This is a genomic window from Affinirhizobium helianthi, assembly GCF_042680945.1.
GTDB classification, from domain to species: Bacteria; Pseudomonadota; Alphaproteobacteria; order Rhizobiales; family Rhizobiaceae; genus Neorhizobium; species Neorhizobium helianthi.
Window position 1 is genome coordinate 1 of record NZ_JBHUEQ010000032.1, and the last position, 23363, is coordinate 23363.

Here is a 23363-nt window from a genome sequence, read left to right on the forward strand (position 1 = left end):
CCCTCGTCAGTGAGCGGACTTATACGCATCACCCCGCAAACCGTCAACACTCAAAAAAACAAAAAAAACAAAAAAACAGGTAAGACATTGATTATAAACAACTAAATCAGACACATACCCGTCACATCCCAAAATCAACAAACAAACCAACTCAAAACCAAACCAACTCAAACGCACGCAAACAAGCGGGCTCCTGATAGCTAAACCTTGTTCTTACGCGCGCGCCCGTGCGATAGAAGAGAACATTCTGCAGCGACTGCGCATCTATATAGGAAGCTTTCCCGTGCATGTTCTCGACGAAGCCTTTATCCCCGAACTCCCGAATTATTATCGCGGTAAGGTTCGCGACAATTACGACCTGCCGGACGGGCGGAGGATCATCATCGCCAGTGACCGCCTGAGCGCTTTCGACAGAAGCCTCGCGGTTATTCCAGACAAGGGCCGCGTTCTGACGCAGACAGCTCGGTTCTGGTTTGAGGCGACGGGCGATATCTGCCCGAACCACGTTATCGAATACCCCGATCCGAATGTTGTCGTCGGCAAGCGCCTGAGCATCCTGCCCGTAGAGATGGTGGTGCGCGGCTATCTCGCTGGCACGACAGGCACATCGCTCCTGACACTTTATAAGAAGGGCGAGCGGAACATGTATGGCCTTTCCTTGCCAGATGGGCTCAGGGATAATCAGGCTCTGCCGCAAGCCGTGATCACACCGACGAGCAAGGCTTTCGACGGCGGGCATGATGAACCGCTAACGCGGGAGCAGATCATTGCACACGGATTGCTGACTGACGCGCAATGGGATCTCGTCAGCCGCTATGCACTTGCGCTTTTCGAGCGCGGGCAGAAACTGGCCGCCGAGCGGGGGCTTATCCTCGTTGATACGAAATATGAGTTCGGCGTGGATGAAGATGGCATGATCTATCTGGCCGATGAAATCCATACGCCCGACAGCAGCCGTTACTGGATTGCCGAAACCTATGTGGAGCGCTTTGAAAGCGGCGAGCGGCCACAGAGTTTCGACAAGGATTTCGTCCGCTCTTGGGTGGCAGAACGGTGCGACCCCTATAAGGATGAGATTCCAGAAATTCCGGCTGATTTAATCGAAGCCACTGCTGCGGTCTATCGGCAGGCATATAAGAGCATCACGGGACAGACGATCGAACCTGTCGAAAAAGATTTCGATGTCCTTGCACGGGTCCGACGCAACCTGGCGCCCTATATGTCGACCTGATCAGAAACGGAGGCTGCAAGCTCTTGCGCAGACCGAGGCGGAAAGCAGAGGATACTCGAGCTGAGATTCTGGATACGGCGGAGCTTCTCTTTGCCAGAAACGGGATCTCTGGCTGTTCCATTGCCCATATTGCGCAGGCACTTGGCATGTCGCCTGCCAATGTCTTCAAGCACTTCCACTCAAAAATAAGCCTCGCCGATGCGATTTGCGATCGTCACATCGTCAAGATGGTCGATCGCCTGAAAGCCGTAGAAACGGAGGCCCCTGCACCTGAACGTCTGGGCGTTGTCGTCCGTCAGCTTATGAATATACATCTCGAAGCCATGCGCGAGGCACCCTTCATGTTCGAGATGATTCTGATGCTTGCCGAAACCAAGATCGCGAGCGGCAGGCATTATGAGCAGATGCTGCAAAGCCTATTCTGCGATCTCATCCGGCACGGCGTTGAGTCAGGCGTCTATTATTGTAGTGATCCCATCCGGCGCGGCCGCGCTGTCGCGGCAGCATTTGCCTGCGTGTTGCACCCAGTCTTCCTGGTAAACGAGCCGCCTGAGGAATTGCAGGCACGGTGCGACGAAACTGTCGAACTCGTGAATATTGCGCTGCAAAACCCTCTTGCTAAGTGACGATTATTGAATTACGTCACTTGGAAGTTATTTGGAAAGTTCCGAAGCTGTGCATTGATGTAGCGCATCGCGCTCACTTGCTAGTTTCGGAACTTAATACATTATTACCTGAGAATGCGCTTAGCGCCCTGCCACGCTCATCCGGAATCCATCATGAAGAAAAGCCGCTACGTTCTCCCGCTCGTGCTGACACTCGCCATAGCCGGCTGCAGCGAACAGAGTAACTCCCAAGGCGGCGGCACAGCCGCCGGCGAGCAGGCTGGTGCCCAGCAGCGTCCACCGGCTAAAGTCAGCGTCATCACCATGAAGCAGGCAGAGCAACCCGTCACGCGCGTTCTTCCTGGCCGCGCTGTTGCCTACCAGAAGGCGGAGATACGCCCACGAGTGAACGGTCTCATTGAACAGATCACCTTCAAGGAAGGCAGTGAGGTCAAGGTAGGCGATCTGCTCTACAAGATTGGCGACGACACCTACAATGCCGCGCTGGCAGAAGCCAAAGCTGCACTTGCAAAAGCGGAAGCAAGTGTCCCGAGCGCGCAGGCAAACTTCGATCGCTATCAGCGCCTGGTCAACAGCGGCGCAACGCAGATCGAGTATGAAAATGCCCGCGTGACTCTTCTCCAGGCGCAGGCGGATGTCGCGCAAGCGAAAGCTGCTTTGCAATCGGCCGAAATCAATCTGGGCTACACGGAGATCCGCGCGCCCTTTGATGGCATTACGTCCATATCCAATGTCAGCATCGGCAATATTGTCACCGCCAACCAGACGACAGCTCTGACAACGCTCCGTAAGATCGATCCCATCTATGTCGACCTGACCGATTCCAGTGCAAATCTTCTGGAACTGCGCTCCGCCATTGCCGCCGGACGCTTGAAGGGCAACCCGACCCAGGCCGATATCCGTCTTACGCTGGAAGACGGCATGAAATACAACAAGACGGGCAAGCTCGACATGGCTGAAATGGCAGTCAGCGAGACCACTGGCACGTATCAGATCCGCGCTGTCTTCGATAATCCGGAAAACATCATCCTGCCGGGCACCTATCTGCGCGCGACTGTCACGGTCGGTTATGAAAACGGTTTCCTCATTCCGCAGCGTGCGGCAACGCGCAATGCGAATGGAACATTGACGGCGAAGTTTGTCGGCGCCGAAAACAAGGTTCAGTCACGCACATTCGAACACACCCAGCTTTCCGGCAACAGCTGGCTCGTCACCGAAAACATCAAGGATGGCGACAAGCTGATTGTCGATGGTTTCCAATGGATCGCGGATGGAGCGCCCGTGGCCCCCGTCGATGCGACGCTGGATGAGAATGGCTTCGTGGTCGAGACACCGGCTGCGGCCCCACAAGAAACCCCTGCTGCGAAGCCCTAAGCGGCCATCAGCAAGGAACTTCAGGCGTCAGGGGATAACCAATGGCCAAATTCTTTATTCATCGACCTATCTTTGCTTGGGTTATTGCGATCATCATCATGCTGGGTGGCGCGCTCGCAATCACCACGCTGTCTATCGCGCAATATCCGGAAATCGCTCCGACCACGGTTCGCATCTCCGCCACCTATACGGGCGCGAGCGCTGAAACCGTTGAGAAATCGGTGACCACGATCATCGAGGACGGCATGACAGGTCTCGACGATCTGACCTATATGACCTCGTCATCCAGCACCGGACAAGCCACGGTCACCCTCACCTTCGGCAACAATATCGATCCTGATATTGCCCAGGTGCAGGTGCAGAACAAGCTACAGCTCGTTCAGTCGCAGCTTCCCGATATTGTTCAAACCACGGGCCTCTCTGTTACGCGATCCACCTCCAGCATCCTGCTTGTCGGTGCACTCGTATCCACCGATGCCAAGCGCAAACCCGTGGAATTGGGCGATATCTTCAGCACGCAGATCGAAGATCAGATCAAGCGCCTGGAAGGCGTGGGCAGTGTTCAGGTCTTCGGCACGGGCTATGCCATGCGCATTTGGCTTGACCCATTCAAGCTCAACAAGTTCCAGCTGACGCCAACCGATGTAACGGCGGCGATCCAGGCACAGAACCAGCAGGTATCGGTCGGCTCCATTGGCGGACAGCCTGTCGTGAAGGGGCAGGAAATCAATTTGACTGTCACCGCACAAAGCCAGTTGCAGACAGTCGATGAGTTCAAGGCCATCATTCTCAAGACCGAAACCGGTGGCGCGACGGTGCGGCTAAGCGACGTGGCGCGAATCGAAATCGGGCAGGAAAGCTACCAGACAAACTCCCGTTCCAACCGGAACCCGGCAACCGGCTTTGCCGTGAACCTGGCAACCGGTGCAAATGCTCTGGATACGGCAGCACGTGTGAAAGCAGCCTTGGCCGAAGTTGCGCCTTCACTGCCGGAAAATGTGATCATAACCTACCCCTATGACACATCGCCCTTTGTGAAGCTGTCGATCGAGAAGGTGGTGCACACGCTGATAGAGGCCATTGTTCTGGTCTTCGTGGTCCTGCTGGTCTTCCTGCAGAACCTGCGCGCCACCTTCATTCCCATGATTGCGGTCCCCGTGGTTCTTTTAGGAACCTTCGGAATCCTGGCAGTTACGGGCTATTCCATCAACACGTTGACGATGTTTGCCATGGTGCTTGCCATCGGTCTTCTGGTCGACGACGCAATTGTCGTGGTCGAGAACGTTGAGCGCATCATGACGGAAGAAGGGCTTTCTCCGCTTGAAGCGACGGAAAAGTCGATGGGAGAAATCACCGGCGCGATCGTCGGTATCGCTCTGGTTCTGACAGCCGTCTTCATTCCGATGGCCTTCTTCGGGGGATCCACCGGCATCATCTACCGCCAGTTCTCCATCACGATCGTATCGGCAATGCTTCTATCTGCGCTGGTGGCGATCGTATTGACCCCTGCCCTCTGCGCAACCATGCTGAAGCCCGCAAAACATGGTGAAAAACGCGGAATTGCCGGTTGGTTCAACCGTAACTTCGACCGCACCACGCATGGCTACACATCTTCCATCGGCTATCTGCTGAAGCGACCGCTGCGGGTCATGCTGATGTTCGCCATCGTGATCGGCGGATGCGCCTGGTTCTTCACCCGCCTGCCCAGCTCCTTCCTGCCGCAGGAAGACCAGGGCGTTCTCCTTACCATCGTGCAGCTTCCGAACGGCGCCACGCAGGCCCGCACGGAAGAGGTGATCAAGAACATCGAGAACTACTATCTCGAGAAGGAGAAGGACGCGATCCAGGACGTATTTGCGGTGTCCGGTTTCTCCTTCACCGGCTCTGGCCAGAACTACGGTCTAGTCTTTGCAAAACTGAAGGATTTCGACCTCCGCTCGGACCCGCAACTGTCGGCATCCTCGGTCGTGCAGCGCGCCATGGGCTACTTCTTCACACTGCGTGATGCCCAGGTGTTTCCGCTACAGCCACCGGCCATCCCGGGCCTCGGCACATCAAGCGGCTTCTCCATGTACCTTGTCGATAGCGGCAAGACGGGCGTGGAAGCGCTGACCACCGCTGCCAACAAGCTTATACAGCAGGGCAATGCGAACCCGAGTGTCAGCTCGCTCCGTTCCAATGATCCTCCGGCAGAGACGCAGCTCAAGTTCCTTCTGGATCAGGAAAAGATGGGAGCGATGGGACTCGACATCGGCACCGTCAACTCCATGCTCTCGGTGATTTTTGCAGGGCGGGATGTCAACGACTTCACTTTGAACAACGAACTGAAAAAAGTCTATGTTCAGGGTGATGCACCCTACCGCATGCAAGCCGACGCCATAAACAGCTGGTATGCCCGCAATTCGCAGGGTCAGATGGTCCCCTTCTCTTCCTTCGTGAAGACAGAATGGATCAGCGGTGCTCCGACGCTCAGCCGCTTCAACGGCGTCAGCGCCATCTCACTGGATGGATCGGCAGGCGCAGGTGTCAGCTCCGGTACGGCCATGGAAACCATGGAGCAACTCACCGCACAACTGGGTGGCGGATATACGGTCGCCTGGCAGGGAATCTCCTATCAGGAGCGCCTGTCCGGCTCGCAAGCGCCAATGCTCTATGCACTGTCGGTTCTGATCGTCTTCCTCTGCCTTGCCGCGCTTTATGAGAGCTGGTCCATCCCGTTCTCCGTCATCATGGCGGTTCCTGTCGGCGTTCTCGGAGCCTTGGCAGCGGCCATGCTTTTCGGCCAGTCGAACGATGTCTACTTCAAGGTCGGCTTGCTGACGACAATCGGTCTTGCGGCGAAGAACGCGATCCTCATCGTGGAATTCGCCAAGGATAGACAGGCCGCAGGCATCGGTCTCTTCGATGCCACCCTCGAAGCTGCTCGGTTGCGTTTGCGCCCGATCATCATGACCTCGCTTGCCTTCATCCTCGGGGTTGTGCCTCTTGCAATCGCCACCGGGGCGGGTTCTGCGGCGCAGAATTCAATCGGCATCGGCGTTCTTGGGGGTATGCTTTCTGCAACACTGCTCGGAATTTTCTTTGTACCGTCATTTTTTGTGGTGGTCCGAAAGCTTTCTGGCGGTAAAAAATCCTCAAATTAACCTTTGATCCACCGAATCGTTAACACCACCGATTCGGGTGTGAGCCGTGTACTGACTTTTCAGGGCGCGGCTCCGGCATCAGAGGCGGTTCAGCTTTGTTCAAACCAGGATGTTGATATGACCTCCATACGCGCAGCAGCTCCTCTCGTACTGCTTCTGCTGTCCAGCTGCGTCCTCGGACCAGATCAAAAGGCACCAGAGATCGCTCTTCCGGCAAAGTTCAAGGAAGGTGGTGTGAAGAGTAATGGCGATGTCTCGCAGGACGCATGGTGGACTGCGTTCCGTGACCGCCGGTTGGATAATTACATTCAGCAGGGCGTAAACCAGAACCTCAGCATCCTTCAGGCTTTGGAACGCATCAACCAAGCTCAGGCACAGGTCACAGTTGCCGGCGCTGGCGGTCTTCCAAGCCTCACCTTTTCCGGGCAAGAACAGCGCACCGGTGTAAAGGGCTATCGCGGTACACCGGTTCAGACGCCGCCATCCACGACAGTCGGCGCGAATATCGACGCCTCTTGGTTCCTCGACCTCTTTGGCCGCTATCGCCGCGCCAAGGAGGGCGCCCTCGCGGAGCTGGATGCAGCCTATGCAAATGTAGATGTGGCGCGTCTTTCGCTGCTGTCATCTGTTGCTGGCGCCTACATTGACGCTCGCTACTTCCAGCAGCGAATCGCCCTCGCCCAGCAGGACGTGAAGTCTCGCCGCGAAACACTCGATCTCACCAAGCTGCAATTGCAGGCCGGTGCTGCTTCGCGTCTGGATGTCGTTCAGGCGGAAGGACTGGTCAACACCAGTATCGCACAGATTCCTGGCTTCGAAACCCAGTTCCGTCAGGCAGCTCATCGCATCGCCACCCTGCTCGGATTGCCCGCCTCCTCGCTCGTTGACGAGCTTCAGAAGGGTGCGGCTCAGCCTGTAGCACGTATCAACGTAACAACTGGCGTTCCGGCAGACCTCATCCGCAATCGTCCGGATATTCGCGCAGCTGAGCGCCAGCTGGCCGCAGCCACGGCACGCATTGGTGTCGCGGAAGCGCAGCTTTATCCGTCCATCAGTCTTGGCGGCTCCATTTCGCCGAGCTATGCACGCTTTGTCGGCGGCTCGGACACGCACCGTGTGTCCTGGTCTTTCGGTCCAACTATCAACCTGCCAATCTTCGATGGTGGTCAGCTGCGTGCAAACCTGAGTGCCAGCGAATCTGCCGCACGCGAAGCTTATCTCGCCTGGAAACAGACCGTGCTGAACGGCGTTCAGGAAGTAGAAAACGCGCTTGCAGCCGTTCAGCGTGACGGACGCACGGTTGCTGCCCTTCGCAACACGGTGAACTCCTATCAGGAGGCTCTCCAGCTTGCGACAGCAAGCTATCGCGACGGCGCCTCCTCGCTGCTCGATGTTCTCGACGCACAGCGTCAGGTTTCCACTGCCAAGGCAAGCCTTGCACAGGCAATCCAGCAGCAGGCACAGGATTACGTGTCGCTTAACGTCGCCCTCGGTGGTGGCTATGCCTGGGGCGCGGTTCCGCAGAAGGGGCCGACCGTGGTTGCCGCTGCGGCTCGTTCTGCCAAGGCTCAGTAAGCCACGAAACAAAGCCGCAGAAGCACAGATACTGTTATTGAAAAGCCCCGGACGCAGACGCGCTCCGGGGCTTTTTTGCTAGTTCGGTTGATGGGGTGAGCGTCATGCCGGCAACAAGTCATAACCTCCACCAGAGGTGGAGGTTTGAAACGCTGCGCTTGAACCGCTAGAAGCGGTTTTGCTATAAGTTAGTAGCTGCGATTAAAGAGGTCGGCAAAGTCGGAAGCTTTGTCGGCCTTTTCTTGATTACGGATATACCGTCTGACGACCTGCTCATCGTGCCCAGCCGTGGACACGTAGTATCCACGCGCCCAAAAGTGATAGCCTTTGTAGCGCCGTTTGCGGGCATATTTGTTCGCGATGTAGCGCGGTCTTGCCCTTCAAAAAGCCGACCACGTGGGCAACTGAGTGCTTCGGCGGGATAGAGATCAACATATGCACGTGGTCAGGCATAAGATGCCCTTCGTGGATTTCGCACTCTTTTTGTCGAGCAAGCCTATGCAATAGCTCACCCAATTCACGACGCACGTCCCCATAAAGGCGTTTCGTCCGGTACTTGCTTGCAAAAACGATATGGTACCTGCAGTCCCACGTCGCATGCGATTGCGATCGTTCTTCCATAAAACCTCCGTTTGACGTCTCGCCCGCGCTAACGGTCCAAGCCGGAGGTCTCTCCACCACGATGTAAAACTCGTCCAGTCCTCCACCGTAGGTGGAGGTTTACTTTGATTACAAAAAAGGCGGGCTGAAACCCGCCTCCTGTCGTAAGCGTCAACGCTTCGGCAATCAGTCCTTGGCGCGCTCGACGTAGGAATTGTCTTCTGTTGCAATGACCACACGGGTGCCAGCATCGATGTGCGGTGGCACGAGCGTGCGCAAGCCGTTGGAAAGAATGGCAGGCTTGTAGGAGGAGGACGCTGTCTGTCCCTTCACGACCGGCTCGGTCTCGGCAATTTCAAGCGTCACATGGCGCGGCAATTCAATGGCAAGCGGAACGCCTTCATGCATGGAAAGAATGCAGGTCATTCCCTCCTGCAGATAAGCCTTCTGGTCGCCGATCGTTTCTTCACTAACCACGACCTGATCGTAGCTTTCCGGGTTCATGAAGTGGAAGCCTTCGCCATCTTCGTAGAGGAACTGGAAGTTCACGTCCTCAACGAAAGCGCGTTCCACCTGCTCGGTTGTGCGCCAGCGCTCGGAAACCTTCACGCCATCGACAATGCGGCGCATGTCGACCTGCGTGACGGGCGTGCCCTTGCCGGGGTGGAAGTTCTGCGCGGTCAAAACCACATAGAGCTTGCCTTCGACTTCGAGAACATTGCCCTTGCGGACGGAGGAGGCGATAATCTTGACCATAGGGTTTCCTTGTGACTGCCTTGGCTTGTCAGTGCCGCGAATGCGTCGTAGAGGACCAGCACTTCGCCGGGCCGGAGACGCTTGATCTATATTCAAGGCGCGCAACTACCTTAAATCGGCGGAAAGTGGAAGCCTTCAAGGCAGAGCCAACGAAGAAACCCTAAAGGATAGAGCTTGTCGCACAGAGATCCGCATAAGCCCTCCTCCTGGTGGCAGCCAGATGTTCACGCGGACCGGAGACCCTTCCTCCTGGGCCGCAACCGGATACAGGCGGCCTTCCGGCTGTTCTTCGCCGAGCGGGATTTCATTGAGGTGGATACCGCCACGCTTCAGCTATCACCCGGCAACGAGGCGCATCTTCATGCCTTTTCAACGACGGCGATCACCTCGGATGGGCACGGCTTCCCCCTTCATTTGCATACATCCCCCGAATTTGCTTGCAAGAAGCTGCTCGCCGCAGGTGAAACCCGCATTTCATGCTTCGCGCATGTCTATCGCAATCGCGAGCGCGGCCCTTTGCATCATCCTGAATTTACCATGCTGGAATGGTACCGGGTCGGTGAAAGCTACACACAGCTCATGAAGGACTGCGCCGATCTGCTGGCGCTCGCCGCCAGAACAACCGGCAGCAATCGCTTTGTCTACAAGGACATGCATTGCGATCCCTTCATGGAACCGGAACGCCTGAGTGTTGCAGACGCCTTCCAGCGCTTCGCCGGGATCGATCTCCTCAGTTCCGTCCATGAGGACGGCACCACCGATCGCGCCAGACTAGCTGCGGAATTGACACGTATCGGAATTCGGCATGCGGAAGACGACACCTGGACCGACCTTTACTCTCGCGTCCTCGTTGGCCAGATAGAACCGCATTTGGGGCAGGAGCGTCCGACGATCCTGGACCGCTACCCGGTCTGCGAAGCGGCTTTGGCACGACCCGCGGCGGATGATCCGCGAGTGGCGGAGCGTTTCGAGCTTTATGCCTGCGGTGTCGAGCTGGCCAACGCTTTTGGCGAGCTGACAGATCCGCGGGAGCAGAGACTTCGCTTTGAGGCAGAGATGGCCGAGAAGCATCGTGTGTACGGCGAAATCTATCCGCTGGACGAGGACTTTCTGGAGGCTCTGGCGATCATGCCGGATGCCAGCGGCATTGCCCTCGGCTTCGATCGTCTCGTCATGCTGGCCACTGGCGCACCGCGCATCGACCAGGTCATGTGGGCACCGGTGGCGGATGCATCATGACAGTCTCAAGCCTCAAGACCGTTCAGGCGCTTGTGGATGCGGATCTTCTTGCCGCTGAAAAAGCATCTGCCATCGATGCCGTGGCGGAGCGCTATGCCATTGCCGTCACACCTGCCATCGCAAACCTGATCGATCCCGCCGACCCACAGGACCCGCTTAGCCTCCAGTTCGTTCCGTCAGCTGAAGAGCTTGTCACGACGCCGGAAGAACGCAACGATCCCATCGGAGACGCGGCCCATTCGCCAGTCAAAGGCATTGTGCACCGTTATCCCGACAGGGTCCTGCTCAAGGCAGTGCATGTCTGTCCGGTTTACTGCCGGTTTTGCTTTCGGAGGGAAATGGTCGGACCGGCGGGTGACGGCACTCTTTCTGGACCGGACCTTCAGGCAGCCTTGGCCTATATTCAGTCGAGACCCGAGATCTGGGAGGTCATCCTCACCGGGGGCGACCCCCTCATTCTGTCTCCGCGACGGCTGGAACATATCCTCAACGGGTTGAGAGAGATCAGCCACGTCAAGATCATCCGCTTTCACACCCGCGTGCCGGTGGTCGATCCTGCTCTCATCAACGACGCCTTGATCACGGCTCTCAAAAACAGTGGCAAGACGGTTTATGTCGCCGTTCATGCCAATCACCCCCGCGAGATGACCGCAGATGCAAGAGAGGCTTGCGCACGATTGGCCGATGCCGGCATCGCCCTCGTCAGCCAGACTGTTCTGCTGAAGGGTGTCAACGACGATCCCGGCGTGCTGGCGGCGCTGATGCGTGCCTTCGTGGAATGTCGTGTAAAGCCCTATTACCTGCACCATCCTGATCTCGCACCGGGAACCAGTCACTTCCGGCTGGATATTGCCGAAGGGCAGAAGATCGTCGCCGCGCTGCGCGGCCAGTTGTCGGGACTTTGCCAGCCAACCTACGTCCTCGATATACCGGGCGGCCACGGCAAGGCCCCTATCGGCACCAATGCGATTCAACGCAATGAGGATGGATCTTATTCGGTCAGCGATTATCGCGGTCAGAATCATCTCTACCCACCGGCATCGACGACATTCTGAACGACGCGCAGGAACCACATCTTTTCCGTGAGTTCATCAGCTTCAGACAAGGCACATCCGTTATGGCTCAGCCCATGTGTGGAAATGTGCCGAGCGGCAGACGTGCCGCGACCCGCCCCATGACAGGGTGATTGGGGCCATTTCCAGGAGCTGCCGGGGAAGGGAACCGATCTTATGACTTCAATCGTTTCGTCGTTGAGCCCAAACCAGATCAAGACTCTTTCCACCCAGGCGGTGGCGGCGTGGTCGACGGAAGACGTAGCCTCGCTTACGACGGGACAGATTGCAGCGCTCAATTCCAGCCAGCTTGCGGCGCTGGACACAGAAGATGTCAACATCCTCTCCTCGCAGCAATTGCGGGCCATTTCCGCAAACGCAATCGTCGGCCTTTCTCTGGATCAGCTGGCAATCCTCGACCAGATGGATATCGGCGCACTGGGAGCGAACCAGATCGCCGCAATGACCACGGCGCAAATCAAGGCACTTTCCACCGCGCAGGCAGAAGCGCTGAGCTCCTCGCAGGTGGCTGCATTGACGCCCGCACAGCTTGCCGCGCTTGAGCCAGCAGACATCGCCACCTTCTCGACGGATGATATCGCTGCGATTTCAAGCTGGTCAATCACAGCATTGCAACCGGCGGCCGTCGCGGCGCTCTCATCAGATCAGCTCTCCGCCATTCATCCGCTAGTCTTCCGCGCCATGAGCCCGGTTCAGATCGCGGGAATGCGGACGGCACAGGTGGCTGCACTCAGCACTGCGCAAGTGGAAGCCATGAAGCCTGCTCAGGTCGAGGCCCTGGGCACGAACCTGCTGGCGGCAATCTCTCCTGCCCAGCTGGCGGCGCTGAACTATGTCGGCATCACGGGCATGAGCCCGACGCAGGTCGCCGCGCTTTCCGCAGAGCAGGCGCAGGCACTCTCCCCTGCACAAATCGGGATGATGAACAGCGCGCAGATCGGTGCGCTTTCCAGTCAGGCCCTTGCTGCCTTCTCACCGGCAGATGTTGCCGCAATCAGCCCGCGCGCCCTGGCCGGTCTTCCCGGTTCCCTGGTGGGCACACTTTCGACAGCGCAGATCAGCGCAATGTCACCCTCCCAGATCGGCGCATTGAATGCGAGCCAGATCACCGACCTGAACAGCGCCCAGATCAGTGCCCTGTCCACCACTCAGATTGCCGCTATCAGTGCCGGCACGCTTTCCAGCTTCACATCTGCGCAGATCGGCGCATTGTCGACCGCACAGGCCGAAGCTCTGACGGTCAATCATGTGCGCGCCCTGTCTCCGGCACAGGTCGCCGCCTTGGGATCAGATGATCTGGCAACCTTCGTTGCAGCAAAGATTGCAGCACTTTCTAGCGGCTCGGTGGCAGCCATCGATCCCGCCACACTGTCGCGCCTGACGCCTGAACAGATTGCCGCGCTCTCCACGGCATCAATCTCCAGCCTCACCACCAGCCAGATTACGGCACTCGGCACCGCGCAAATCGAAGCAATGACGCCCGCGCAGGTCAGGGCGCTCGGCTCCCATCAGCTGGCAGCCCTGTCGAAGGAAGGCTTCGCGACCTTCTCCACTGACGATCTTGCCGCCATCAGCCGTGAAGCAGTCTCCGGACTTAAAAGCGACCACCTTGGCACTCTCACCTCAACGCAGTTTGCCGCCTTGAGCGCCGGAGCCATTTCTGGCCTCACCACGGCGCAGCTATCAGCCTTCACCCCGCAACAGATGACACTGTTCAGGACCGCGCAGATGCGGGCACTGACGGCCGATCAGATGCGAGCAGTCTCGGCGGCGCAGATTGCTGAAATCTCTACCGTTCAACTCCAGGCAATCTCCGGCGCGACACTCAGCGCCATGACGGCGGCAACCCTGTCCGGCCTGACGAGCAGCCAGATCGCTGCATTGCTTCCGATCCAGATCGCAGCCATACAGCCGAACCAGTTCTCTGCCTTCTCGACCAGTCAGGTCGAAGCATTGACCTCAGACCAGATCGCGGCCCTTTCAGCCTCTCAATTCTCCGCATTCGACCTGGATGACATCGCAACGTTCACCCAGACGGAACTGGCCGCGATCACCGGCCGCGCGATTGCAGGTCTCAGCACGAGCACCACCGCACGGCTCACTGGCCAGCAGATCTCGGCACTGTCACTGAACGCCATCACCGGGCTGACGCCCGCGCAGATCTCGGCAATGACGTCGAGCCAGATCTCAGCCCTGACAACGTCGCAGATCAGGGGCTTGAGCGGCGCCCAGCTTGCCGAGTTCGCTCCGGAAGATCTGGTCGCCTTCAACACCGACCAACTTGCGGCTCTGCAGGAAGGCTCCCTGAGAAGCGCATCGACGGATGCGCTTGCGGGACTGTCGCCAAGCCAGATATCAGCATTTACCAGCCAGCAGATATCGTTTCTCAGCAGTGGCCAGATCGCGAACCTGCCGACGGCTTCCATTGCAGCTCTTAGAACAGCTCAGGTGGCGGCCCTCTCCACGTCAGCCATTGCGAGCCTGACCACCGCCCAGGTCGAGGCGCTCAGCACCGCGCAGGTGGAAGCCTTCACGCCCGTCCAGGTAAGAGCCCTCAGCTCTCTGCAGATTTCCATGCTCGGCCCGGACGATATCGCGACCTTCTCGACGGATGACTTCGCTGCCCTCACCAATCGCGGCATTCCGGGCCTTTCCACGGAGGCCGTGGCGGCTTTGCCGACTGCCATTCTGACCATTCTTGCGCCCGGCACGATTGCCGGCATGACATCGGATCAGTTTGCGGCTCTGACCGGAACCCAGATTGCAGCCCTCACCACCGCGCAATTGGCGAGCCTCACATCGGCACAGGCTTCGGCTCTCGAGGCAGACGACATCGCCATACTGACGACGGCGCAGATTGCCGCTCTCAATCCAAAGGCTTTTGGCGCCCTTGCCCCGGACGCATTCGCCGCACTCACCTCATCTCAGGTCGCGGCCATCAGTTCCTCGGCAATTCCTTTCCTGTCCTCCCTTCAACTGGAAAGGCTCGGAAGCCAGCAGGCCGCTGCCTTGACGGCCAGTCAGATTGCCCAGCTCACGTCCCAACAACTGACTGCATTCACGAGAGAGAACTTGGCAACCTTCACCCCTGCGGAGATTGCGGCCATCTCGGCGGGCAGCGCGGCGGGCCTGCAGGGTGATGCTCTGCAAGGATTGAGCTCCGAACAAATTGCAGCCCTGACGACCGGCGCTCTGGCGGCTCTTCCAACAGATCGGATAGCGGCTCTCACGGCATCGCAGGTTGCTGCACTGTCGCGCACACAGATCAAGACATTGACCTCCGCGCAAATCGGGGCGCTCGGCACCACTATCAGCCAGTTCACGACGGATCAGGTCACCGCTATCAATCTGTCGGCTGTTCCGGGCCTCACTACGGAACAAATCAGATCGCTGAACACAAGCCAGTTCGGCGCGTTGACCAACGGCCAGTTTGCTGCCCTCACCGCGGCACAAATGGAGGCTCTCAGCCCCACGGAGATAGCAGGGCTATCGCTGACACGCCTTGCCTCGCTCAGCACCGCCGCCGTTTCCGGCCTTTCGCCAACCCAGATGGCAGCCCTTACCAGCCAGCAGATTTCCAACCTTTCGACGCGACAGGTGGCGGCTCTCACCAGTAGCCAGACAGCCGCACTGTCGACATCGAACATTGCCGCACTGTCCACCGCACAGATCGCAGCCCTCAGTGGCAGCGGGATCAATGGCCTGACGACCGAACAGATCAGCGGTATGACAACGGCGCAGACAGAAGCCCTGACGGTTGCCCAGGTTGCCGCCCTGTCTTCCCAACAGGCTTCGGCCATCGGCCCGCGCGAAATCGTAACCTTCTCCACCAAGGATATCGCAGCCATCAGCTCGGAGGCGGTCGGCGGACTGACGACAGCCGCGATTGCCGCGATGACGACCGCACAGGTCGCAGCCCTCAGCGCAGCCGGCATGACGGGACTGACAACGGCACAGATCGCCGCCTTCACGACGGCGCAGGTCGAGGCGCTGACATCCACCCAGATTGCGGTTCTCTCTTCCAGCCAGCTGGCAGCACTTGGTGCCGATGATCTAGCGACATTCCTGCCCAGAGAGATCGCAGTCATCGGCTCCGGCGCGATTTCGGGCCTCTCTTCGGAGACAGTTGCCAGCCTCTCGACAGATCAGATCGCTGCTCTCAGCACCTCTGCAGTGTCCGCGCTGACGACCCGGCAGGTGGCAGCGCTCAACGCAAACCAGGTCGCTGCTCTCACAAGCTTGCAGATCAGCGCGCTGAATTCGGTACAGCTCTCCGCATTCAGTGCCGAAGGAATTGCCACCTTCACCACGCGTGAGATCACGGCCATTCAGGGAGAGGCCATCAGCGGGCTCTCCACGGCAGCCATTGCCGGCCTCACCACCGCGCAGATAGCAGCCATCAGCCCCGCCGGCATTGCAGGCCTCTCGACGCGGCAGATCGCCATTCTTTCAAGCGACCAGATCACCGCGCTCGGAACCGCACAAATTGCGGCGTTCGACGCTTCGCAACTAGCGGCATTGGAAAGCAACGATATCGCGCTTTTCAGCACCGCCGAGATTGCAGCGATCAATCCCAACGCCATCCCCGGCCTCGGCACCGCGCTGATTGCCGCCCTGACGATGGATCAAACGCGGTCGCTTACCAGCACACAGGTTGCCGCACTGGAATCGAAACAGCTGGCTGCCTTGAGCAGCGCGCAGCTGACAGCCTTCTCGACGGCAGATCTGGCTGCCATCGGATCAGGCGCGATCTCCGGACTGTCAGCACCGACCCTGGCAAGCCTTTCGACCGCACAAATTGCCGCCCTGGCACCCGAAGCCGTCTCCGGCATGACCACCGCACAGGTCGAAGCCCTGACCCCGGCGCAGGTCGAAGCCTTCACGCCGGCACAAGTTGCAGCACTCGGCTCCGCGCAGATTGCCCGGCTGGGAACGAACGATATCGCTGTCCTCTCCCCCAGACAGATTGCGGCACTTTCCAGCAGCGGAATTGCGGGCCTGTCTTCCCTCCAGATCGCCGCTCTTTCCCCGAGCCAGGCAGACGCACTGGTGAGCGCACAGGTCGCGGCGCTTCAATCGTTACAGGTCGGTGGCCTCAACTCCAGTCAGCTGGATACGTTCACCAGGGCAGAACTGGGCGCCATTACCGCTGGTGCAATTGCCGGTCTTGCAACGGCCGTTCTTGCATCCCTTACGCCCAACCAGATTTCAGCGCTCAGCCCGGCAGCGATCTCTGGCCTCACCACGGCGCAGATTGCCGCACTTACCTCATCCCAGGTCGATGCGCTGACGAGCGCACAGGTTGCCGCGCTCGGCTCACGCCAATTGGGCGCATTGACGTCCGCCAATCTTGCAGCGCTGCGTCCCTCCCAGATTGCTGCCTTGAACGGCAATGCCATCCCAGGGCTGTCATCGTCCCAGATCGCGGCACTTCGCACGGACCAGACGCAGGCTTTCACCCAAAATCAGGTAGCAGCCCTGACCTCGCGGCAAGTGGCGGCGCTGGGTGCCGATGACCTTGAGACCTTCACGCCGGAAGAATTGGCTGCGATCAGCTCGAACGCCATTGAGGGCTTGTCCACGGCAACCCTTGCGACCTTCACGACGGCTCAGATCGCCGCCCTTGGCGCCAATGCGGTCTCCGGCTTCTCGACGGACCAGATCGCGGCCCTGACCACGGCACAGGTTGAAGCTCTGAACACGGCGCAGATCCGGTCGCTCAGCTCTCGTCAACTGGCCGCTCTCGGCTCCGATGACATCGCCACCTTCACGACGGCCGAGTTTGCCGCCATCAGCGCAAGCGCCATTCCCGGCCTCTCAACCGCGACCCTCGCCTCCCTGACCACAGCGCAGGTTTCGGTTCTCAGTTCCTCTGGCATATCCGGCCTTTCAACAGCGCAGATCGCCGCCCTGAGTTCGGCACAGGTCGAAGCCCTGACCGAAGACCAGGTCCGCGCCCTCGGCTCACGCCAGATTGCCGCTCTCGGCACCGACCGTATTGCCGGTCTGGGAACCTCGAAAATTGCAGCACTCGGCACGGACGGCATTGCTGGCCTGACAGCCGCGCAAGTAAGCGCGATGAGCTTCGAACAACTGCACTCCTTGACCTCCGGCCAGATCGCCGCCCTGAGCGCCGAAGCGCTGTCCGGCTTCTCCATGGAAGCACTGCGAGATCTATCACCTTCGGATCTTGAAGCGATTTCCTCCAGCGCAATCAAGGGATTGCCAACAGCTTTCCTTGCCGGCCTCTCGCTGAACGAGGTTGCGGCACTGACGACCGCGGCAATTTCAGGCTTGAGCAGCGTTCAGGTCAGATCCCTGACGCCCCAGCAGATCGATGCTCTTTCGACTGCGCAGATTGCTGCATTCAGCATGTCGGGTCTGGCGGGCCTTACCACCACACAACTCGCGACCTTCTCTACGGCAGAACTGACGGCCATTAACGCCAACGCCATCAAGGGCCTTTCCTTCGATGTCATGGCCGCCCTATCAACCGATAGCGTTTCGGCATTGACCACGGCTCAGGTATCTTCTCTCGGCTATGGTCAGGTTTTGGCCATGAGTTCGGCGCAACTGGCAGCGCTGACCACCGCACAAACGGCAGCGCTGACGGCAACCCAGGCAGCAGCCCTCGGCACAGATGATCTCTCGGCCTTTACACTGGATGAAATTGTCGGGCTGAGCACAAATGCCGTCACTGGGCTTAGCACTTCGGTTCTGGCCGCCCTGTCACCTAGCCATGCTCAAGCCTTCACGTCCGCACAGGTCAATGCCATGTCGAGTGCGCAGGTCAACGCGTTGCGCACGGCATTGGGCGGCCAGGTTTAGCGGTGACCAAACCGTCCGCCCTATAGGATTGGCGCGGGCCAATCTGGTAAGAGTTGCACAAGTGGTTCTGATTCGCTCCGGCGCATCAGAACCCTGCACTTCTCTCCCATGACGGGGAGACGCTATGGCACCTTAACCAGCAAGCGGACGCAAAAGACAATGAATGTCAGCCTTTCTGCCGCGCCGAAACCGGACCAATCCTTCATTGAGGGGCTTGTGCGTGCCCGCATGAGAACCATGCCGGTGACGGATCTGTTTCAGCTTGCAGAAAGACTTGCACAAAAGGGCCTGCGAAACGAAGCAGCAGCGCTTTACAAGGAATGGATCGCCTATAATGGCGATAGCCCCTTCCTGCATCTGGTCTACTTCAACTATTCGGTCGCGGTGCGTCAGTCGGGCGACCTTGCTGGCTCGATCCATGCGTTGCGGGCCTGTGTTCAGTCGCAACCGAGCTTCGGGCCGGGACACATCAATCTTGGCCGTGCCTATGAAGACGGCGGTCAGGCAGTTCTGGCCGTGCAGCAATGGCGTCAGTTCGTCGAAATGACGAAGGAGATCACGCCGGATCAGGTGACGCATCGCCACGGCGCGCTGCAGCATGTTGGGCGCGTGATGGAAAATGCCAGCCTGCTGGAAGATGCCGAACTGTCCCTGTGGCAGGCCATGGAGCTGCGGCCCGAAAAGCCGGAGGCGGGCCAGCACTGGGTTGCCATACGCCAGCGGCAATGCAAATGGCCGCTTCTCACGCCTTCAGACCATATTTCCCTGCGCCAGCTGGTTGATTCCATGTCGCCACTGTCGCTCGGTTGCTTCAGTGACGATCCGATCTTTCAGATGGCGAAGGCCTATCGGTACAATCAATCGCTCGTAGGCCGTCCCGATACGCGCCCCTTCCCCCGCAAGCCGGTTAAACCCAAGGTCAGGGGTCGGGATCGTCTGCGCATCGGCTATGTCTCGTCGGACCTGCGCGACCACGCAGTCGGCTTTGCGCTCCGGGAGGTTTTCGAACTCCACGACAAGCGCGATGTCGAGATCTACGCCTACTACTGCGGCGACAAGCCTTCGAAAGACGAAACACAGACGCGCATCAAGGCAGCGGTCGATTGCTGGCGCGACATCTCCGCCCTGGATGACGTGCAGGCGGCAAGGCGCATTGCCGGTGACGATATCGACGTGCTGCTGGACGTCAATGGCTATACGAAACTCGCCCGCACCCGCATTTTTGCTTTCCGACCGACACCGATCATCGTGAATTTCTGCGGTTATCCGGGCACGATGGCGAGCCCTTTCCATCACTATATCATCGCAGACGAGCAGATCATTCCGCCGGAGCATGAGATCTACTATACCGAGAAGGTGCTGCGTATCACGTGCAACCAGCCCCTGGACCGCAAGCGGGAGATTGCCGAAACGCCGACGCGCGCCGAGGCTGGCCTGCCGGAAGATGCCTTTGTCTTCGCCTGCTTTAACGGCATGCAGAAAATCACCGGCGCCTGCTTTGCCCGCTGGATGCAAATTCTGGCGAAGGTGCAGAACAGCGTTCTCTGGCTTCTGGCCGGTGAAGAGAGTGTGAATGCGCGGCTGGTGAAGCTGGCGGAAGACGCAGGGATCTCCGCAGAACGGATCATCTTTGCACCGAAGGCGCCGAATGCGAAACATCTGGCCCGAATCGCGCTCGCCGACCTGTTTCTCGATACATTCCCCTATGGCGCACATTCCACGGGTTCAGACGCGATCACCATGGGGCTTCCGATCCTGACAATCCGTGGCAAAAGCTTCGCCTCGCGTTTCTGCGCCAGCATCGTCAACGCAGCAGGTGTGACGGAAACCATCTGCGACACGGGTGATGAATATGTGGCGAAGGCTATTGCTTTCGGCCAGAACCCGCAAAGCCTTCTGGCAATCCGCGACCGCATGCAAGCCGAACGCGAGACAAGCCTGCTTCGCGATATTCCCGCCTATACCCGCCGCCTCGAAGAGCTTTGCTGGCAAATGCACGAGGAAGGCGAACGGGGCGAAATTCCGGTGCCGAACCTCACCAATCTCGATGTTTACTACGAGATCGGAGCGGATCTGGTAACGCAAGTCACCGATGTGGAGAATGAACAGGCCTATCGCCAGCGCTATCTCGAAAAGCTCGAAGCCTGGGATGATTTCTCACCGCTTGCCGCGGATGGAAGGTTGTGGAATGGCAGGCCTTGAAGCGGGGTAGGGTGTGATGCAGGACATCGCAATTGCGGGTGCGGGTCTCTCCGGTGCCGTCATCGCGCGCGAGCTGGCAAAAGCAGGCTACCGCGTCACGGTGTTTGAAAGCCGCAATCACGTTGCGGGCAACTGCCACACACAGCGCGATAGCGAAACCGGGGTCATGGTGCATGTCTATGGCCCCCATATCTTCCACACGGATGATCGGGAAGTCTGGGATTATGTAAACAGCTTCGAGCGCTTTCTGCCCTACCAGAACCGCGTGAAGACGACGAGCCAGGGAAGGGTCTACTCGCTCCCGATCAACCTGCTGACGATCAACCAGTTCTTCGGCAAAACGCTGCGCCCGGACGAGGCAAAGGATTTCATAGCCTCACGGGCGGACACGTCCATCACGGAACCCGTCACCTTTGAGGACCAGGCCCTGCGTTTTGTGGGACCGGAACTCTACGAGGCCTTCTTCAAGGGCTATACCCAGAAGCAATGGGGCTGTTCTCCCACAGAACTGCCTGCATCAATCCTCAAACGCCTGCCGGTCCGGTTCAACTACGATGATAACTACTTCTTCCATGCCTATCAGGGCATGCCGGAGAAGGGTTATACAGCCATGATCGAACGGATTTTCGACCACGAGAACATCTCTATCAAGCTGTCCACGCCATTCGAGCGCAGCTGGAAACAGCACTATGCCCATGTCTTCTATTCCGGCCCTCTGGACGCCTATTTCGGCCACGAGTTCGGCCGGCTGGGCTATCGCACGCTCGATTTCGAGCGCTTTACCTATGAGGGCGATTACCAGGGCTGCGCGGTGATGAATTATGGCGATCTGGATGTGCCCTACACCCGGATCACCGAACACAAGCATTTTTCGCCGTGGGAAAAGCATGAGGGATCGGTCTGTTATCGCGAATTTTCACGCGCGTGCGGTGCCGACGATATTCCCTACTACCCCATCCGTCTCGTTAAGGAAAAGGAACAGCTTGCGGCTTATGAAGAGCATGCCCGAAGGGAGACAGGGGTTACATTCGTCGGACGCCTGGGCACCTATCGGTATCTGGATATGGACGTGACAATCCGCGAGGCGCTTGATCAAGCGCGTGCATTCCTTGCCACGAATCAGCGAAAGAGCGCCTGATCAACGGGGGCGGGATCCATTCAGCCAATCCATTACCTGCTCGGCATTTCGCTCCGGCGAGGGAATGGGGTAAAACACGTGACGAATGCATCCATCCTGGATGATCAGTGTCATTCGCCGAAGAAGCGCTTCTCCTCCCGCCACGAAACTGGGCAGATCGAGCCTGCTGGCGAGTTCAAGCTGCGCATCGGAAAGCAGAGCAAAGGGAAGATGCAGTCGTGCGGCTGCTTCCCGTTGATATGCCGTCTCCTGTGTCGACAATCCGTAGAGATAGCGAACGCCAAGCGCCCGCAACTCCGCGAAGTGATCGCGAAAGGCACAGGATTGCGGCGTGCATCCCCGTGCGCCGGGAATAACGTCCCAACCCGGCAAAGCCGTCCCATCGGCCGGGCTTGTACGAGGATAGATGTAGATGACGCCAAGCCCCGCAAGGGCGGAAAGGTCGATCTTGTGTCCATCGGTGTCGTCTAGGAGAATTGAGGGGAGCCGCAAACCGCACAGCCGTGAAACCAAGTTTTCCGATTGAACATCCATGGAGCAACCCTCAATACAAACCGACAGCCCCGTCCAGCCGCGGCGCATTCGCCGCTCCGGCAGCTGATCGACCGTCAATGGCTCGCCTCAGCAGATCAACCATTTCCTGATCACGTGCCTTGTCCGTGGGATAACCCAGCACAACACCGACATAACGACGCCCATTCTTGTGCACAGAAGTCACCAGATTATAGCCCGACGCGCTTGTATAGCCCGTCTTCAGACCATCCGCGCCCGGATACATGTCCAGAACATAGTTATGGCCCTTCAGAACCTTTCCACGAAATGTAGTCGTCTTCATCGCAAACATCGGGAACTGCCGCGGAAAGTGATGCATGAGAGCCATTCCCAGCACGGCCATGTCGCGGGCCGTGGTAAACTGGCCGTCAGCGGTCAATCCCGTTGCCGTTGCGAAGGTGGTGGAGGTCATGTTCAGCTGACGCGCTTTCGCCGTCATCATCGCTGCGAAGTTGCGCTCCGTCCTGCCAAGTCTTTCGCCCAGCGCAATCGCCGCATCATTGGCCGAGATGACAATGATGCCGTTGACGGCCTCCCGAACCGTAATCGTGCCGCCTGCCGGAATACCTAGCTTGTAAGGCACAGCGCCCGCGGCATTCTTTGATATCGGGATTTGTTCATCCCACTGGAGCTTGCCTCGCCCCAATGCTTCGAACGTCAGATAAAGCGTCATCATCTTGGTCAGCGAAGCGGGGCGAATCCGTATATCGGCATTTCTCGCCTCAAGAACGCTTCGGTTGTTGGCATCCACCACGATCTCCGCCTCCGCAGCGAAAACCGGGGTGCTTCCAAGCGTGAGAGACAACACAAAGGCTATGAGAAATCTTGGCATCAGATGGATCCAGAGGTCGCGCTGGGGTCAAGATAGGGCATTTGAGGAAATTTTCCCACCGAAGGCAGCATTTCCGCTGAATCCAATGACAATCACGATCAAAATGATTCACGTGAAAACATAGTTAATTTACCCTTAACGCCCGACGGGCCGGGCCGGAATGACAGTCCTCGCCACCGCGAATCGCGGTCTCA

Annotated in this window: 13 protein-coding genes and 1 pseudogene; 10 read left to right on the top strand and 4 right to left on the bottom strand. The window is 58.5% G+C overall.

Translation table 11 applies throughout. The features are described from left to right. The first annotated feature begins 283 nt into the window (after positions 1-283). The 5 genes from ACFSE1_RS16800 to ACFSE1_RS16820 all read left to right on the top strand — a co-directional run bounded on the left by ACFSE1_RS16800 (position 284) and on the right by ACFSE1_RS16820 (position 7949). Positions 284-1231, top strand: coding sequence for a phosphoribosylaminoimidazolesuccinocarboxamide synthase (locus ACFSE1_RS16800; RefSeq protein WP_377403842.1), 948 nt, complete (start codon positions 284-286; stop codon positions 1229-1231). Positions 1232-1254: 23 nt separating this feature from the next. Beyond that, positions 1255-1857, top strand: a complete 603-nt coding sequence (locus ACFSE1_RS16805; RefSeq protein WP_377403845.1) for a TetR family transcriptional regulator — start codon at positions 1255-1257, stop codon at positions 1855-1857. 153 nt (positions 1858-2010) lie between these two features. Then, positions 2011-3231: an efflux RND transporter periplasmic adaptor subunit gene (locus ACFSE1_RS16810; protein ID WP_377403848.1), complete on the top strand. Its 1221-nt coding sequence runs from the start codon at positions 2011-2013 to the stop codon at positions 3229-3231. 41 nt (positions 3232-3272) lie between these two features. Next, positions 3273-6374, top strand: a complete 3102-nt coding sequence (locus ACFSE1_RS16815) for an efflux RND transporter permease subunit (RefSeq protein ID WP_377403851.1) — start codon at positions 3273-3275, stop codon at positions 6372-6374. A 117-nt stretch (positions 6375-6491) separates the two neighbouring features. Further along, on the top strand, positions 6492-7949 hold the full coding sequence (locus tag ACFSE1_RS16820; protein ID WP_377403854.1) for an efflux transporter outer membrane subunit: 1458 nt from the start codon (positions 6492-6494) through the stop codon (positions 7947-7949). 254 nt (positions 7950-8203) lie between these two features. On the opposite strand, the pseudogene tnpA reads toward ACFSE1_RS16820, so the two are convergent. Together tnpA and efp are read right to left on the bottom strand one after the other, a co-directional pair. Next, positions 8204-8570: pseudogene (gene tnpA, locus ACFSE1_RS16825) on the bottom strand (IS200/IS605 family transposase); the annotation flags it as partial. A gap of 165 nt (positions 8571-8735) precedes the next feature. Continuing rightward, on the bottom strand, positions 8736-9305 hold the full coding sequence (gene efp, locus ACFSE1_RS16830) for an elongation factor P (protein ID WP_377403857.1): 570 nt from the start codon (positions 9303-9305) through the stop codon (positions 8736-8738). Positions 9306-9479: 174 nt separating this feature from the next. On the opposite strand from efp, the gene epmA reads away from it, so the two are divergent. The 5 genes from epmA to glf all read left to right on the top strand — a co-directional run bounded on the left by epmA (position 9480) and on the right by glf (position 21785). Next, the gene (gene epmA / locus ACFSE1_RS16835; protein WP_377403860.1) at positions 9480-10544 is read left to right on the top strand and encodes an EF-P lysine aminoacylase EpmA; all 1065 of its coding nucleotides are present in this window, start codon (positions 9480-9482) and stop codon (positions 10542-10544) included. After that, on the top strand, positions 10541-11599 hold the full coding sequence (locus ACFSE1_RS16840; protein ID WP_377403863.1) for a lysine-2,3-aminomutase-like protein: 1059 nt from the start codon (positions 10541-10543) through the stop codon (positions 11597-11599). Before epmA ends, ACFSE1_RS16840 begins: the two co-directional genes overlap by 4 nt. Before the next feature lie 174 nt (positions 11600-11773). Continuing rightward, on the top strand, positions 11774-18445 hold the full coding sequence (locus ACFSE1_RS16845) for a hypothetical protein (RefSeq protein ID WP_377403866.1): 6672 nt from the start codon (positions 11774-11776) through the stop codon (positions 18443-18445). 159 nt (positions 18446-18604) lie between these two features. Further along, positions 18605-20647, top strand: coding sequence for an O-linked N-acetylglucosamine transferase, SPINDLY family protein (locus tag ACFSE1_RS16850; protein ID WP_377403869.1), 2043 nt, complete (start codon positions 18605-18607; stop codon positions 20645-20647). 16 nt (positions 20648-20663) lie between these two features. After that, positions 20664-21785 carry a UDP-galactopyranose mutase gene (gene glf, locus ACFSE1_RS16855; protein ID WP_377403872.1) on the top strand — a complete coding sequence of 374 codons (1122 nt, stop codon included), beginning with the start codon at positions 20664-20666 and terminating at the stop codon, positions 21783-21785. Here glf and ACFSE1_RS16860 read toward each other — a convergent pair whose 3' ends face one another. Further along, the gene (locus ACFSE1_RS16860) at positions 21786-22319 is read right to left on the bottom strand and encodes a peroxiredoxin (RefSeq protein WP_377403876.1); all 534 of its coding nucleotides are present in this window, start codon (positions 22317-22319) and stop codon (positions 21786-21788) included. 10 nt (positions 22320-22329) lie between these two features. Then, the gene (locus ACFSE1_RS16865; RefSeq protein WP_377403879.1) at positions 22330-23169 is read right to left on the bottom strand and encodes a D-alanyl-D-alanine carboxypeptidase family protein; all 840 of its coding nucleotides are present in this window, start codon (positions 23167-23169) and stop codon (positions 22330-22332) included. Positions 23170-23363: the final 194 nt, after the last annotated feature.

Excerpts from the sequence above, each read along its gene's own strand:
- ACFSE1_RS16850 (WP_377403869.1), top strand. The coding sequence starts at position 18,605 with ATGAATGTCAGCCTTTCTGCCGCGCCGAAACCGGACCAATCCTTCATT.
- ACFSE1_RS16820 (WP_377403854.1), top strand. The coding sequence starts at position 6,492 with ATGACCTCCATACGCGCAGCAGCTCCTCTCGTACTGCTTCTGCTGTCC.
- ACFSE1_RS16810 (WP_377403848.1), top strand. The coding sequence starts at position 2,011 with ATGAAGAAAAGCCGCTACGTTCTCCCGCTCGTGCTGACACTCGCCATA.
- ACFSE1_RS16845 (WP_377403866.1), top strand. The coding sequence starts at position 11,774 with ATGACTTCAATCGTTTCGTCGTTGAGCCCAAACCAGATCAAGACTCTT.
- ACFSE1_RS16860 (WP_377403876.1), bottom strand. The coding sequence starts at position 22,319 with ATGGATGTTCAATCGGAAAACTTGGTTTCACGGCTGTGCGGTTTGCGG.
- glf (WP_377403872.1), top strand. The coding sequence starts at position 20,664 with ATGCAGGACATCGCAATTGCGGGTGCGGGTCTCTCCGGTGCCGTCATC.
- ACFSE1_RS16815 (WP_377403851.1), top strand. The coding sequence starts at position 3,273 with ATGGCCAAATTCTTTATTCATCGACCTATCTTTGCTTGGGTTATTGCG.
- ACFSE1_RS16840 (WP_377403863.1), top strand. The coding sequence starts at position 10,541 with ATGACAGTCTCAAGCCTCAAGACCGTTCAGGCGCTTGTGGATGCGGAT.
- ACFSE1_RS16865 (WP_377403879.1), bottom strand. The coding sequence starts at position 23,169 with ATGCCAAGATTTCTCATAGCCTTTGTGTTGTCTCTCACGCTTGGAAGC.
- efp (WP_377403857.1), bottom strand. The coding sequence starts at position 9,305 with ATGGTCAAGATTATCGCCTCCTCCGTCCGCAAGGGCAATGTTCTCGAA.